Origin of the sequence: Acinetobacter sp. RUH 2624, from assembly GCF_000162375.2 — a bacterium.
GTDB lineage: Bacteria > Pseudomonadota > Gammaproteobacteria > Pseudomonadales > Moraxellaceae > Acinetobacter > Acinetobacter nosocomialis.
In genome coordinates, this window is the sequence record NZ_KI391940.1 from 230,579 (window position 1) to 245,592 (window position 15,014).

The window sequence follows — 15,014 nt, forward strand, 5'->3', positions numbered from 1 at the left end:
TAGAGGTAAAGCTATGCAACGTTATGCGGTCGGTATTGAGTTTAGCGGAGTTCAATATCGAGGTTGGCAAACACAACAGCCAGGCGTTGCCAGCGTTCAGGAAACTATCGAGCGTGTACTCAGCAAAATCGCAGATGAATCTATTGCACTTCACGGTGCGGGCCGAACAGATGCGGGAGTACATGCAACGAATATGGTGGCACACTTCGATACGAACGCCATTCGTCCAGAAATGGGATGGTTGAGAGGAGCAAATAGCCAGTTACCTAAAGATATTTCCATTCAGTGGATAAAACTGATGGATGAAAATTTTCATGCACGCTTTAAGGCAACGGCTCGACGTTACCGCTATGTTATTTATAACGCTCCTTGTCGACCAGCCCTCTTACATAAACAGGTCACGCACATTTACCAACAGCTAGATGTGCAAAAGATGATTAAAGCTGCTAGTAAATTTGAAGGTACACATAACTTTGAAACCTTTCGTGCAGCAGCATGCCAGTCCAATAAGCCTGTTCGACATGTAACGCATTGTCGTCTATTTGAACATGGCCGCTATTTAGTGTTAGATATTCAAGCAGATGGTTTTTTACACCATATGGTGCGTAATATTGTTGGATGCTTACTCGAAATTGGTCAAGGTATGTATGAAATAGACCATATCGATACGATGTTTGCAGCACAAGATCGTAAAGCAGCAGGAGTCACTGCTCCACCTGACGGTCTCTACTTTATTCAATGTTACTATCCCGAGGAGTTTGACTTACCACAACCACCACTTGGGCCACACTGGTTAAACCTACCTGAGTAGGCTTAACCCATTTTTATTAGCGGTGCTGTTTACGCTTACGGTACTCAACTGGTGTTTCATTGGTCCAACGTTTAAACGCACGATAGAACGTACTTGGTTCAGAGAAACCCGTTAAATACACAATACGCTCCACACTCTCACTGGTATTTGCCAAAAGTTTTTTAGCTAAACGACAACGATAGTCAGAAAGTATTTGTTGGAAACTGGTATTCGCTTCACTCAACTGAGTGCGTAAACGACGTGGCGTAATATTTAATTGTGCTGCTACAGTTTCTAGCGTGGTTTCTCCACTTTCTAGTGTTGAACCAATCGCTCGACGAACCTCACCGACCAAATCATAACGAGCCAATTCTTGTAGCTTTTCAATTGCGAGCTGTTCATGCAGTTGCAATAGTTCAGGTTCCGCCTGCCAAAGCTGGAAGTCTAAAATGGCAGGATCAAAATATAGCCTTGTTTCTTTTTGCCCTAAACTTACCGGACAGCCATAAACTCGGAAATATTCATCTTCCGAAGCACCTTCACTAAAGTTAAAATCGATGAAGATAGGATGAAACTGACCTTCGGTAATAAATTTGAAGAATCGAAGCACACCAGAAATCGCACATTCTGAAAAATGACGATTCACAAGGTTATCAGCCCCCACTTGCTCACCATTGGTTAAATAGCAACGCCCATCTTCGACAACCAGCTTTGCATCAAATGCATCACTAATTAGACGTTGATACGCTAAAGCTCTTTTAAGGCCTTCACCAAAGGTTTCACTACTAATAAATAAATGTTCAATCACCTGACCACGGTACAAAGGCAAATGCTCACCTAAATGCAAACCGATGTCTGGATCTTTACTGACTTCCTGAGCTGCAGTCCAAAAGGCATACTGTGCACTTAACGGAGTACGTGCATTTGTATCGACCTGATTTAAAGCGACTCCCGCTTTAGTTAATATTTCTTCTGTTGGCAATCCTGCACGACGAATTGCTTGATAGCCAAAACGTAATACAACTGATGCATCTGTTAGCTGACCCACGCAGTGCCCTTCCATGTAGATACTTCATTGATACTTAGGAGCTGTTGACTCTTTATGCATGAACAGTCCCTAATAACTATGATTTTAGATTAGCGTTGATTGACCAAACTGACAACAGAATTAGAGTTGTTTTGTGAAAAAAATTACATCTTTTTTTACTAGTCATAGTTTAACCAGATGCTTTAACAAGAAGATGTCTATCTTGTTTTTTTTAAATAAATTGACTATAATTTGCGCCTTTCCAATTTGATCATCAGGTAGGCTATGGCCAATAAAGAGGAACTCATTGAGTTCGAAGGCGTTGTCACCGAAACGCTTCCTAATACGATGTTCCGTGTACGTCTTGAAAACGGTCACGAAGTTATTGCACACATTTCTGGTAAAATGCGTAAACACTATATCCGTATTCTTACTGGCGACAGTGTAAAAGTCGAAATGACTCCATATGACTTAACTAAAGGTCGTATTACGTACCGTGCTCGCTAATTAGTGAATGCAAAAAAGCCACTTCATGATGTGGCTTTTTTATTGCTTTATTTATTCACTTAATCGACTGGACTTACACCCAACTGTTTGGCATTCACGCAATCTTTCTTGTAGCCAATGGTTTCTTTCCTGCGTTGTCTGTAAACGACACTGCACGTCTACACTATTTCTATTTGAATCTGTACATTCAGCATCACGTTGACGTATCCACGCAAGCTGAGACTTCTTAAGCGTATTTCTTTGTGCCGTATTCAATTTTGCTCTTAATGCCTGATAATTTTTATTTAGATCTGCATCAGCACTCGCATAGATTTTATTTGTACAGTAAATATCATCATAGGTATTACGAGTAGTGTCGCAATTATCGGCATATACCGCTGTTACTCCAAAGCTGCATAAAAGTGCTAAAAGTATTTTTTTCATCATGTTTTCCTTAAGTTTTTTACGAAGTAATTATAAAGCCTTTCAGATGTGAGTATGAATTGCTAGATAAACTCATCCTCCATTTATCATAAACTTCCTTTTTTTCTTTACAAGCTAGGCAATCCAACCTACCGTTATCTAACAATAAATATAATTTGATAGAGAGAAAAATGAATATATCGAACCTATGCCGAATAACCTTGCTCTCAGTGATGTCTATTTATTTGAACGGTTGCGCAACTCAACCACGCCAATCTGTCGACTTACAAGAATATTTAAAAGGCTTTCTGGGCAAATCATCGACCACCATTCAACAAGAACTAAACTTACGCGGTCTTGGCTTTCAAATTGCGCATGTTCCACAAAAAACATCAAATCAACTCATCTACACGATTCTACGGCCATTAAGTATTCCCATTCCTATGGTCAGTAATGTAGAGATGGGTGGTAATCCAGTTCCTATTCAATCGGGGACATTAGGGGGCAACTCTTACGATGTTAATTTTAATTGCAAAGTTATTTTTCAGCTTAAAAATGACATTGCTGAATCTATTCAATACGAAGGTAAAGCTTGCTAAACACAACCATAAAAAAACGCAGCTTGAAGCTGCGTTTTTTAGCAAAGTAGCGTTTAAGCAAGAGCAGCAACGACTGCTTCACCCATCTCGGCTGTACCTACTTTAGTCATGCCTTCAGACATAATATCGGCTGTACGGAAACCTTGATCAAGTACTTGCCCTACTGCATCTTCAATTGCTTTAGCAGCAGCTTCTGCACGGAAGGTATAACGAAGCATCATTGCAACAGAAAGAATGGTTGCTAATGGGTTTGCCACATTTTGACCCGCAATATCAGGCGCCGAACCATGACAAGGTTCATACATGCCTTTGCCATTTTCATCTAAAGAAGCTGACGGCAACATACCAATTGAGCCTGTAAGCATTGCTGCTTCGTCAGACAAGATATCGCCAAATAAGTTACCTGTAACGATTACGTCAAACTGTTTAGGTGCACGTACAAGTTGCATAGCAGCATTATCCACATACATATGTGAAAGCTGAATATTTGGATAGTTCGCTTGCTGTAAGTCAGTAACCGTTTGCTTCCAAAGCTCTGTCACTTCTAAAACGTTTGCTTTATCTACAGAACACACTTTACCGCCACGTAATCCTGCAAGTTCAAAAGCAACTTTTGCAATACGCTTAATTTCGCTCTCAGAATAAACGTCAGTGTTATAGCCCTGTTTTTCACCATTTTCGAGTTCACGAATACCACGTGGTTGACCAAAGTAGATACCACCAGTCAATTCACGAACGATCAAAATATCTAAACCTGCAACAATTTCAGGTTTTAAGCTAGAAGCATCAGCCAATTGTGGATATAAGATCGCTGGGCGCAAGTTAGCAAATAAGTTAAGTTCACTACGAATTTTTAAAAGACCGCGTTCAGGGCGAATAGAGCGTTCAATAGTGTCCCATTTTGGTCCACCAACGGCGCCTAATAAAATGGCATCAGCTTTTTTGGCTTGCTCACTTGTTACAGCTGGATATGGTTCTCCATGAGCATCAATCGCAGCTCCACCTAACAAGCCATGTTCCCAAGTCAAAGACAAATTAAATTTTTCATTTACTTTATTTAATACTTTTTCTGCTGCCCCAACAATTTCAGGACCAATCCCATCGCCAGCCAAAATTAAAATCTGTTTAGACATGAAGTTTTCCATTTTCAAAGACAAGACAGTGTTATGACTGTCGTGGTGTTAGTTTTTTCTGTTCGAGAAATTCACCGAGTCCTGTGGTTGCATCAAATGGTCGACAAAAACGGCGAATTACACGCCCATCCTGCTCTAAGTCAACACATAATGGATCTGGTACAGAAACATTCAGCAAACTACCCGAACGGTTAGATTTGTCTCGGTACATTTTAAACATATAGCGATGGTTGGCTTTGAATTGGTGAATAACATGGATGGTTTCTGCCCGATCTGGAGAAATCGGATAGTAACGAATCACCACTTCATATTGTTTGGCAGGCACAGATAAATACAAACTATTGCTTTGACTTAACACCGAACCATTTAATCTCACAATTCCTTGATGAATTGCCTGATTACTAATACGACGTGTCTGTGCATCAACAACAGTAATATCATTTAGCCGTTCAAATTCGCAACTTTTTGCGCCTGAACAATATATTGCTGCATTCTGCCCCAAATTTTCTTGTTCAGCCTGCTTAATACGAACAGTATCCACTACATTGTAAGTGCTCTGACAAGCACTTAGTGTTATTGCGCACAGGCCCAACAAAAAGCTATGAGTAACGTTCCTCTTCATTGTTCAAGCCCAATCCTCATCTAGTGCATAATTTTAAGCTGTTGTTATGCTTTAGCATGTTAGCAAGAGTTTGAACACGACGCCATGACTATGTTTAAAATGTACCAAAAGGTTAATTTATCTCTTGGAATACCCAAGGACGAACCTGTTTGGTTTTTTCTTCATAAGCGCGAATTGCGTCCGCATTTTGAAGAGTTAAGCCAATATCATCCAAGCCATTTAACAAGCAATGCTTACGAAATGGATCCACTTCGAATTTAAATGCTTCACCTGCTGGTGTACGAACTTCTTGCGCAGCCAAATCAATTGTTAATTGATATCCTTCATTCGCAGTACATTCTTTGAATAATTGATCAACAATATTCTCAGATAAAATAACTGGTAACATGCCGTTTTTAAAACAGTTATTAAAGAAAATATCAGCAAAGCTTGGCGCAATAACGGTACGGAAACCATATTCGTTTAATGCCCAAGGTGCATGCTCACGACTTGAACCACAACCAAAGTTCGTACGAGCAATTAAAACTGTTGCTCCCTGATAACGTGGTTGATTCAAAACAAAGTCCGGATTTTTTGGACGTACCGAGTTATCTTGACCTGGGTAACCTTCATCTAAATAACGAAGTTCATCAAATAAGTTGTCGCCAAAACCAGTACGTTTAATCGATTTTAAAAACTGTTTTGGAATAATTAAATCTGTATCGACATTGGCACGATCTAATGGTGCAACGATACCTTGTTCAACTGTATAAGCTTTCATGGTTTGCTCCAGACCGAATTAAAATGAACGAACGTCAACAAAATGACCTGCAATTGCAGCCGCTGCTGCCATTGCCGGACTTACCAAGTGAGTACGGCCACCATTCCCTTGACGACCTTCAAAGTTACGGTTTGATGTCGATGCACAGTGTTCGCCCGGTTGTAACTTGTCTGCATTCATGGCTAGACACATTGAACAACCCGGTTCACGCCACTCGAAACCAGCTTCTAAGAAAATTTTATCCAAACCTTCTTTTTCTGCCTGCTGTTTCACTAAACCAGAACCCGGAACAATCATCGCTTGCTTAATGCTAGAAGCCACTTTACGGCCTTTAACCACCTCAGCAGCAGCACGGATATCTTCAATACGTGAGTTAGTGCAAGAACCAATAAATACACGGTCAAGTTGAATTTCAGCCAATGCCTGACCTGCGTTTAACCCCATATATTGATACGCACGTGTCCAGTCACTACGTTGTACGTCATCTTTCGCTTGTTCTAAAGTTGGTACAGCTTTAGATACTGGAATTACCATCTCAGGTGAAGTACCCCAAGATACCTGTGGTTCAATCTCTGCGCCATTTAACTCAACAACTGCATCAAAAACAGCATCATCGTCTGAATGTAAAGTGTTCCAATAAGTAACCGCTTGTTCCCACTGCTCGCCTTTTGGTGCGTAGCTACGGCCTTTTACGTATTCAATGGTTTTGTCATCAACTGCAACCATACCAACACGTGCACCCGCTTCAATCGCCATGTTACATACCGTCATACGTCCTTCAATCGACATATTACGGAAAACTTGGCCACCGAACTCAATTGCGTAACCCGTACCGCCTGCGGTACCGATTTTACCGATAATCGCCAACACCACATCTTTTGGTGTTACGCCCTTACCTAAAACGCCATCAACACGAACCAACATATTTTTTGATTTTTTCTGAATCAAACATTGTGTCGCTAAAACGTGTTCAACTTCAGATGTCCCGATACCATGTGCCAAACAACCAAAGGCACCATGAGTTGCTGTATGCGAGTCACCACATACTACCGTCATACCCGGTAAAGTTAAGCCTTGCTCAGGACCAACAACATGCACAATACCTTGGCGAATGTCATTAATACCAAATTCAACGATATTAAATGCCTTACAGTTATCATCTAAGGTTTGAACCTGAATACGCGATGTATCATCTTCAATACCTGCAATGCCCTGATCACGCTCTTTTTTAGAGGTTGGAACGTTGTGGTCTGGTGTAGCTACGTTTGCGCTTAAACGCCACGGTTGACGACCCGCAAGTTGCAAACCTTCAAATGCTTGTGGACTTGTTACTTCATGCAATAAATGACGGTCGATATAAAGTAAGCACGAACCATCATCACGCTCTGTAACTACGTGGTCATCCCACAATTTGTCATATAAAGTTTTGCCTGCCATGTCGTCTTGCTCCATTGGACTGGGTAATTCTAATCTTTCTTCGATTATAGCCAGAGTTTCACATAAATCTAATTTATCATTTTTATAAATTAGAAAACTTTTAGGAATCATTCCCGTCTTTATTTATATTGTTCAAAAATATTTAAATCGGTTTTGTTAATGATTATCATTTGCATAATCCATTTTTAATCTTATACTCTTATCTCTATACTAAAAATATCAAATATAGGTAGAGAGAACGATGATGGCTAATATTCAAAAATTCGTTGTAAATAACCAACGTACATTAAAGAAAACCTTAAGTTACTACATTATGCATATTACGGTAGCCATGTTAGTTGCCTACTTTGTAACGGGTAATATTTGGATGGCTTTAACATTAAGTATGTTAGAACCAACCGTACAAGCATTTGCATTTTTCTTTCATGAAAAAGTATGGGCAGCAAAAGACCGTCGTATTTCAGCTTTAAACGAAAAAGAGACAACTGCTTAGGTTAAGATTAATACGCCAAATCACAAGTTTATAGAACGTTTGGCTGCAAGCATGATACGATTTTGGCTTGGCGACTTTAGCCTCTCTCGATTTTTCTATCCCAAGTAGAGTTGTATTATGAATCTTGCAGCCTTTGAAGCTTTTGTAAAAGTTATGGAAACAGGGTCTATCTCTGTGGCTGCAGATCAACTCTTTATTACCCAACCTGCTGTTACCAAACGTATTCATAGTCTCGAAGAATATTTCGGCGTAAAGCTATTTGAGTCGGCAGGACGTGGGGTTCAAGCCACTCATGCTGCGCATTCATTATTACCAAAAGTCAAAAGCTGGTTAAATGAACTTAAAGATATTCACCACACGCTAAGTCATGAACAAACACAAATACAAGGCCGTTTAAAAATTGGCACGAGTCATCACATCGGTTTGCACCACTTACCTGCTCCACTTAAACACTTTGTTCAGCAGTTTCCACAAGTCACTTTAGACGTACATTTTGTTGACTCAGAACAAGCCCACGAACAGGTCCTTGCTGGTGATTTAGAGCTTGCATTTTTAACGCTTCCTCCTTCAGGTGATGAACGTCTTAACTACATTACCATCTGGAATGATCCTTTAGTTTTTGTAGCTGCTCCATTTCATCCATTGGCTCAAAAAAAGAATTTAACCTTACAAGATTTAATTGAATATCCAAGTTTGCTGCCTGCCGCACAGACTTATACAGCCCAAATTACTTTGGCCGAGTTTGAAAAACAGGGGCTTAAACCGAAAATTACTATGAGTAATAACCCTCTAGAGTCAATTCGTATGTTGGTCTCTATTGGTTTAGGTTGGTCAGTTTTACCAAAAACTTTATTGAATCAAGATATGCAGCAGCTCGATTTAAATGTCGAGATGAACCGTCAGCTAGGTATGGTATGGCACCCTGCACGTACGCAATCTAGAGCCATGCAAGAGTTGATTAAAATGATGCAAGAATAACGGTATTAATGGCTATATTTTTTAACAAGGATATAAATCAAAACTGCGAAAGGTAGTAGTAAAAATAGAACGCCCCAACTGAAACATATGGCAGCGAAAATAATTCCGCCAAGTGCACTCATAAACAGTAAAGCAATGATATAAATAAGTAACTCACCAAAAATAGCGGTAATGAGCTGATCTATAAATTCTTGAAAGAAACCATTGCTACCTTTACTTTTAGTGCGCTTATTTTTAGTCATGCTATTTTAATTAATAAAGTTATATATTGATTAGAAATAATACTGTAAATATATACCCTTTACTCTACTATCCTTATACTTTTCGCTTAAGATTCATGATCGTGAAGAATCCATATTCAAATATAATTAAAGTCGGTTTATATATATTTATAACTTTAGCTATCTTAGTTCTAGTTACATTTATTTGGTTTAAACCGATACGTGTTATTTTCGCCCATCACCTTTCATTGTTACATTGTGATGGTCAAGTCTGTGTAGATGATCCAAAGACACAACCTCTTGCGAACACACTTTATAATCAGGCATTACAAGAAACCCAAGATAAATTAGGTGCTTTTCATCAACAGCCCACTATGGTTTTTTGCTCCACTCCACAATGTGCCAATACCTTTGGTATGGAAAAAGCAGCCGCTAAAGCGGTTGGTAATTTGGGGTTATTGGTTGCACCACGAGGCTGGAAAGATTTCTATATCACTCATGAACTTATTCATCATCGACAAGCCGAAGAATGGGGAAATATAGCAATGCTGACTAAACCTAAATGGCTGGTAGAAGGCATGGCTTATAGCTTAAGTGATGATCCACGCCCTACGTTATCGGAGCCCTTTCAGCAATGGCGGGCGCAATTCAAGCATTGGCATCAACAGAACCCTGACCCAAATATTTGGCATGTCACAGAGAAAGTTAAATAATTTATTAAAGTGCATCATCTCCGGCGAGCTGAATCTTACTATCAGCAATTTCATTCATAAATTGCTGATAGTCGTTTAGATTACGCTCTGCATATTCTTCTGCATAGGTTTGTAATACGTCTATAATCGTATCACCCTCTCCAAGATATCCTATAAGCACATCTGCATTTCCCGATTTTGCATGGGCATGCGCTAAAGCCAAGCCACAATCTTCAGCATACTTATAGAAATACTCTTCATCCATATCCTTAAGATTAAAAGAGATTTTCATATCACGTAACTGACGTACATGAAAATGTTGAGTTGATATTGAGGAAAACCCAAGAAATATATCACTTGCGGCTTGCATCAGTTGCTGTCCATGTATTACACGTTCACCTTCGTGATTTACTTTTTCTACAAATAACGGACTAAGAATTGATGGATTCGCTTCTTTCATTTGTAAAATTAACGGCTCCCGATCTGCATCCTGAAATAATGCTATGGCTGATCGTGTACCAACACTTCCAATACCAACCACTTTAAAAGCCACATCTGTACATTGATAACGATCAAAAAGGACTTGGCGATCATATTTCAAAGAGTCACGGTATTGTTTAAAGAATACGTCAACATCTTTACTAAATGGTTCATCTGCATTTGGGTGCCATAATAACGGCGCATCATCTACAAAATGACGCAAGCCTGTATCTTGGTCTTGCTGTGTAAGCTTCGGCAATACAGAGTACACCGTTTTTTTCTGTGCAGAATCAAGATCCTTTTCACTTTTCTTTCTTAGTTTTCGGCATTCAGTATTTTCTAATAAGGTAACGGCATCAATTTTTTCATACCAAACTTGTAGGGGCGAAAGTTTTGCATTTTCTAATAAGTGCTGACGATAACTATTCAGCATTATTTTAACTGCTTTTAAACCCACTTTATCTGCAAGATTAATATCGCGTGCTGCAATCACAAAACTGGTTGCTAAACGCTTTACATCCCATTCAAACGGGGCAACTAAAGTTTCATCAAAATCATTAATTCCAAATAACAGGTTGCGTTCTGGACTTGCAAAACCACCAAAGTTACTTAAATGACAATCACCACAAATCTGTTGAAATAAACCTGAATTTAGTGGCTCCCACACTTGGTCAAATAGCATCAAAGAAGGCATACCACGATAAAATGTAAATGGTGAAACGCTCATCCGTTTTGCACGAATCGGTTTGAGTTTTTCTAAACGTCCTTGGTTATTCCAATCATAGATCGTTAAAGCAGTTGTTCCTTCTGGCCGTTCAGAAAGTTTTGAAAGTTGTTCAAGCGGTACTTTTTTCCGTTGAGTCTTACCTAATTTAAAACCCTCACTTTTACTCAGTAATTTTCCTTGATAGCTATGACGTGTTAAATCAATGCTTTGATTATTCCAAAGTTGTTCTGGTAATTTAATCTGTGGTGTTTTTGACATTATTACCTCTTTTTTTAAATTTATTTTTATTGAACTTATCAATATTTATTTTTGGATTAGGATTTTCATAGGATATAAAAAGAATGATTTAAACCTAATGAATGAAGAGTTGGAAAACCTTAAATACCGTATGGGTCTTCCAACTCTACAATCTTAAATCGACCAGTCCTGAATTTCCCAGTTATGCTCTTGAGCTAACTTTTCTAGACGATCATCAGGATTTACAGCAATTGCATGTGTTGCATATTCAAGTAAAAAACGGTCATTGATTGAATCTGAATAAGCCCAAGACTCAGACACACTGCGTCCAGCCAACCAATCGTCAAGACGCGCAAGCTTACCTTTTTGATAACATGCCAAGCCCGCAACTTTACCTGTATATTTGCCATCAACAACTTCGGCATTGGTTGCTAAAATTTCAGTAATGCCAAATTCACGGAAAATCGGCGCCGTAATAAAATCACTCGTTGCCGTAATACCCACAATGGTATGGCCTAAATCTTGATGTTTCTTAATCGCCTCAAAACCTTTAGGGCGCATTTGAGGGCGAATTACTTTTTCCATAAACAACTGATGAAGCTCAGTTAAATAGTTATTGTCATGCTTAGTTAAAAAGCCAAAAACAAATTCATTATAAGCATAGGGGTCAAGTTGCCCTGCTTTGTAATCTTCATAAAATTTATCATTCATCTGACGATGATGAACCGGATCAACCAAACCTTCATTGACTAAAAATTCACCCCAAGAATGGTCTGAATCGGTATTTAACAAGGTATGGTCTAAATCAAACAACGCCAGTTTCATGAAAATTCTCGTTTAAACTGAAATTTAAGAAAAAAAATGTAAATCTATCTCCGCTAGTCGATAGAAATTCGTTAAGATCGTAACAATTTAAACATTTTACTTTGATCTTTTCGAGCTGGACATAAAAAGTTGTTGGTCCCCGTGGTCAAAGTCAACGATATAGACAAATATTTAGGTAGCCAAATGATCGACTCAGAAGGTTTCCGACCGAATGTCGGGATCATTTTGGCAAACGATGATGGACAGGTTTTATGGGCAAAGCGCATTGGTCACAATGCTTGGCAATTTCCACAAGGAGGCATCCAGTTTGGAGAAACCCCTGAACAGGCACTTTTTCGAGAACTGAGAGAAGAAATCGGCTTATTGCCCGAACATGTCCAAATTATTGCGCAAACCAAGGGATGGCTGCGTTATCGTTTGCCACATCGGTACATTCGGTCAGACTCTGACCCCGTATGTATCGGACAGAAACAAAAATGGTTTTTACTGAAGTTAACTGCGCCTGCAAAAAATATTCAGTTGAACCTCTCTGACCCGCCCGAATTCGATGAATGGCAGTGGGTTAGCTATTGGTATCCTCTTGGTCAAGTGGTGAACTTTAAGCGTGATGTTTACCGCAAAGCCATGGTGGAGTTGTGTACACAGTTGCCTATGCAACAATTACCCTAAAAATCATTTATCTAGCAAATGATTTTTATTAAAAGTGCTGTTATAAATACATTCATAGTCTAAAAAATACTGGAGTATACATCCATGTCAAACATGCAACTCGACACTCTAAGACGCATTGTCCAAGAGATTAATGCGTCCGTGAGTTTGCATGAATCGTTAGACATTATGGTCAATCAGGTTGCTGAGGCCATGAAAGTGGATGTTTGCTCTATTTATTTACTCGATGAACGCAATCAGCGTTATGTCTTGATGGCCTCAAAAGGCTTAAATCCAGAATCTGTTGGACATGTCTCATTGCAGTTAGGTGAAGGCTTGGTCGGTCTGGTTGGGCAACGTGAGGAAATCGTTAACCTTGATAATGCCCCAAAGCATGAGCGCTTCTTGTACTTACCCGAAACGGGCGAAGAAATTTATAACTCATTCCTCGGCGTACCTGTCATGTACCGTCGTAAGGTTATGGGTGTTTTAGTCGTCCAAAATAGACTTCCTCAAGATTTTAGCGAAGCAGCCGAGTCCTTTTTAGTTACGCTATGTGCACAGCTTTCCGGGGTAATTGCACATGCTCACGCGGTTGGTAACATCGATGTATTTCGTAAACCAAGCAATGGACCTGCCTATAAAACCTTCCAAGGCGCTTCAGGTGCAGGCGGTGTTGCTTTAGGCCGCGCTATCATTTTATATCCACCTGCCGATTTGGGTGCTGTCCCTGACCGTGAAGCAGAAGATATTAGCCATGAACTTCGCCTTTTAGATCAAGCGATCTCATCAGTTCGTTCAGAGATTCGTTCTTTAGACGAAAAAATGCATGATTCACTCATGGCAGAAGAACGCGCTTTATTTAGTGTTTTCTTAAGAATGCTAGATGAAAATGCATTACCCGCAGAAATTAAAGATCTGATTCGTGATGGTCATTGGGCACAAGGTGCTGTACGTCGTGTAATTGAAAAGCACACTGCCCTATTTGCGCAAATGGAAGATGACTATCTTCGCGAACGCGTTTCCGATCTTAAAGATTTAGGCCGACGTATTTTAGCGTGTTTACAAGAAGAAGATTCTAGCCACCGTGAACTCAGTCCAGACAGTATTTTAATTGGTGAAGAAATTAGTACTGCTGCGCTCGTCGAGTTACCGGTCGATAATATCGCTGCTATTGTAACCTCAGAAGGTGCAGCTAATTCACATATGGTGATTGTGGCACGCGCATTAGGTATTCCAACTGTAGTTGGTGTAACCGAACTGCCTGTAAATACGCTTGATGACGCGGAAATGATTGTGGATGCCTATCAGGGTCGTGTTTTTGTGAACCCTCCACGTCGTTTACGCCAACGCTATAAAGAAATTCAAAAAGAAGACGAGCAAATCGCAAAAGATCTCAAACAATACGAGACCAAAGAAGCGATTACTCCTGATGGGGTTTCTGTTCAACTTTTTGTAAACACGGGTCTCATGATTGATGTTGTTCGCGGCGTACAACGCGGCGCGCAAGGTGTAGGTCTATACCGAAGTGAAATTCCATTCATGTTACGGGAACGTTTCCCAGGTGAAGAAGAACAACGTGCAATCTACCGCCAACAGTTGAGTCACTTTGCCAATAAACCAGTGGTAATGCGAACCCTCGATATTGGTGCCGATAAAGATTTACCGTACTTCAGTATCGAAGAAGAAAACTCGGCATTAGGATGGCGCGGTATTCGTTTTACACTCGATCATCCAGAGATTTTCTCAGCACAAATCCGGGCAATGCTCAAAGCCAGTATTGGTTTAAATAACTTGCATATTCTATTGCCAATGGTGACAACAGTAAGTGAAGTCGAAGAAGTACTTTATTTACTTGAGCGAGACTGGATAGCCGTGCAAGAAGAAGAGCAAGTTAAAATTACTAAACCAAAAATCGGGATTATGGTAGAGGTACCAAGTGTACTGCTACAAATTGATGAGTTTGCTGAACTTGTCGATTTTTTCTCGGTTGGTTCAAATGACTTAACTCAATACTTACTTGCGGTAGACCGTAATAATCCGCATGTGGCTAGCGTATATTCACACTTCCATCCATCTATTTTGCGTGCGTTGACTCGACTGGTGAAGGAATGTCACAAATACCAAAAACCGGTAAGTATTTGTGGTGAGATGGCGGGTGACCCATTATCAGCAATCTTACTAATGGCAATGGGCTTTAATACTCTTTCTATGAGTTCAAGCAATATCTTGCGTGTGCGTAAAGCAATTTGCCATGTACCAATGACAGATGCGCAAAAGTTACTTGATGATGTCATGAAAATGAATAACCCGCTTATTGTAAAAAGCTGGCTTGAGTATTACTTTAAAACGCATGGTTTGGCGGATATGGTTAAATCTAACCGCCTTGTCACCGTATAAATATTTAAAAAAAGGAGAGTTTTAACTCTCCTTTTT

The 15,014-nt window shown here is 39.8% G+C and carries 17 protein-coding genes; 8 read left to right on the forward strand and 9 right to left on the reverse strand.

Annotated features, from left to right (window positions below; translation table 11 throughout):
• Positions 1 to 13: 13 nt before the first annotated feature.
• Entirely contained in the window at positions 14 to 811 is a 798-nt protein-coding gene (gene truA, locus HMPREF0014_RS23135) for a tRNA pseudouridine(38-40) synthase TruA (RefSeq protein ID WP_006580471.1), read from the forward strand.
• Positions 812 to 827: 16 nt separating this feature from the next.
• Here the strand turns inward: truA and HMPREF0014_RS23140 are convergent, their stop codons facing one another.
• A complete protein-coding gene (locus tag HMPREF0014_RS23140; RefSeq protein ID WP_004710706.1) occupies positions 828 to 1,838 on the reverse strand; it encodes an AraC family transcriptional regulator in 1,011 nt (336 codons plus the stop codon).
• Positions 1,839 to 2,102: 264 nt separating this feature from the next.
• On the opposite strand from HMPREF0014_RS23140, the gene infA reads away from it, so the two are divergent.
• Positions 2,103 to 2,324, forward strand: coding sequence for a translation initiation factor IF-1 (gene infA, locus HMPREF0014_RS23145; RefSeq protein WP_001284370.1), 222 nt, complete (start codon positions 2,103 to 2,105; stop codon positions 2,322 to 2,324).
• 51 nt (positions 2,325 to 2,375) lie between these two features.
• On the opposite strand, the gene HMPREF0014_RS23150 is transcribed toward infA, so the two are convergent.
• Positions 2,376 to 2,750 carry a lysozyme inhibitor LprI family protein gene (locus tag HMPREF0014_RS23150; RefSeq protein ID WP_082187659.1) on the reverse strand — a complete coding sequence of 125 codons (375 nt, stop codon included), beginning with the start codon at positions 2,748 to 2,750 and terminating at the stop codon, positions 2,376 to 2,378.
• A 167-nt stretch (positions 2,751 to 2,917) separates the two neighbouring features.
• On the opposite strand from HMPREF0014_RS23150, the gene HMPREF0014_RS23155 reads away from it, so the two are divergent.
• Positions 2,918 to 3,325 (forward strand): hypothetical protein, encoded by a 408-nt coding sequence (locus tag HMPREF0014_RS23155; RefSeq protein WP_020992381.1) that lies wholly within the window; start codon positions 2,918 to 2,920, stop codon positions 3,323 to 3,325.
• A 53-nt stretch (positions 3,326 to 3,378) separates the two neighbouring features.
• Here HMPREF0014_RS23155 and leuB read toward each other — a convergent pair whose 3' ends face one another.
• The 4 genes from leuB to leuC form a co-directional block, all read right to left on the reverse strand.
• Entirely contained in the window at positions 3,379 to 4,458 is a 1,080-nt protein-coding gene (gene leuB / locus HMPREF0014_RS23160; protein ID WP_006580474.1) for a 3-isopropylmalate dehydrogenase, read from the reverse strand.
• Positions 4,459 to 4,489: 31 nt separating this feature from the next.
• Positions 4,490 to 5,080, reverse strand: a complete 591-nt coding sequence (locus tag HMPREF0014_RS23165) for a hypothetical protein (protein WP_006580475.1) — start codon at positions 5,078 to 5,080, stop codon at positions 4,490 to 4,492.
• Between the two features lie 112 nt (positions 5,081 to 5,192).
• Positions 5,193 to 5,840 (reverse strand): 3-isopropylmalate dehydratase small subunit, encoded by a 648-nt coding sequence (leuD, locus tag HMPREF0014_RS23170; protein ID WP_006580476.1) that lies wholly within the window; start codon positions 5,838 to 5,840, stop codon positions 5,193 to 5,195.
• An 18-nt stretch (positions 5,841 to 5,858) separates the two neighbouring features.
• Positions 5,859 to 7,277 carry a 3-isopropylmalate dehydratase large subunit gene (gene leuC, locus HMPREF0014_RS23175; protein WP_031944373.1) on the reverse strand — a complete coding sequence of 473 codons (1,419 nt, stop codon included), beginning with the start codon at positions 7,275 to 7,277 and terminating at the stop codon, positions 5,859 to 5,861.
• A 244-nt stretch (positions 7,278 to 7,521) separates the two neighbouring features.
• Between leuC and HMPREF0014_RS23180 the strand changes: the two genes are divergently transcribed.
• Complete coding sequence (locus HMPREF0014_RS23180; protein WP_031944325.1) at positions 7,522 to 7,770, forward strand: DUF2061 domain-containing protein; 249 nt, start codon at positions 7,522 to 7,524, stop codon at positions 7,768 to 7,770.
• Between the two features lie 117 nt (positions 7,771 to 7,887).
• On the forward strand, positions 7,888 to 8,748 hold the full coding sequence (locus HMPREF0014_RS23185; RefSeq protein ID WP_004710713.1) for a LysR family transcriptional regulator: 861 nt from the start codon (positions 7,888 to 7,890) through the stop codon (positions 8,746 to 8,748).
• 5 nt (positions 8,749 to 8,753) lie between these two features.
• Here the strand turns inward: HMPREF0014_RS23185 and HMPREF0014_RS23190 are convergent, their stop codons facing one another.
• Positions 8,754 to 8,990, reverse strand: coding sequence for a hypothetical protein (locus HMPREF0014_RS23190; RefSeq protein WP_006580478.1), 237 nt, complete (start codon positions 8,988 to 8,990; stop codon positions 8,754 to 8,756).
• 95 nt (positions 8,991 to 9,085) lie between these two features.
• Between HMPREF0014_RS23190 and HMPREF0014_RS23195 the strand changes: the two genes are divergently transcribed.
• Positions 9,086 to 9,682, forward strand: a complete 597-nt coding sequence (locus HMPREF0014_RS23195; protein ID WP_020992382.1) for a hypothetical protein — start codon at positions 9,086 to 9,088, stop codon at positions 9,680 to 9,682.
• Between the two features lie 4 nt (positions 9,683 to 9,686).
• Here the strand turns inward: HMPREF0014_RS23195 and HMPREF0014_RS23200 are convergent, their stop codons facing one another.
• Both HMPREF0014_RS23200 and HMPREF0014_RS23205 read right to left on the reverse strand, forming a co-directional pair.
• Positions 9,687 to 11,126, reverse strand: a complete 1,440-nt coding sequence (locus HMPREF0014_RS23200) for a DUF2252 domain-containing protein (RefSeq protein ID WP_006580480.1) — start codon at positions 11,124 to 11,126, stop codon at positions 9,687 to 9,689.
• 153 nt (positions 11,127 to 11,279) lie between these two features.
• The gene (locus tag HMPREF0014_RS23205; protein ID WP_002053378.1) at positions 11,280 to 11,930 is read right to left on the reverse strand and encodes an HAD family hydrolase; all 651 of its coding nucleotides are present in this window, start codon (positions 11,928 to 11,930) and stop codon (positions 11,280 to 11,282) included.
• A 183-nt stretch (positions 11,931 to 12,113) separates the two neighbouring features.
• On the opposite strand from HMPREF0014_RS23205, the gene HMPREF0014_RS23210 reads away from it, so the two are divergent.
• Entirely contained in the window at positions 12,114 to 12,599 is a 486-nt protein-coding gene (locus HMPREF0014_RS23210; protein ID WP_000567255.1) for an RNA pyrophosphohydrolase, read from the forward strand.
• Positions 12,600 to 12,683: 84 nt separating this feature from the next.
• The gene (ptsP, locus tag HMPREF0014_RS23215; protein WP_004710729.1) at positions 12,684 to 14,978 is read left to right on the forward strand and encodes a phosphoenolpyruvate--protein phosphotransferase; all 2,295 of its coding nucleotides are present in this window, start codon (positions 12,684 to 12,686) and stop codon (positions 14,976 to 14,978) included.
• Positions 14,979 to 15,014: the final 36 nt, after the last annotated feature.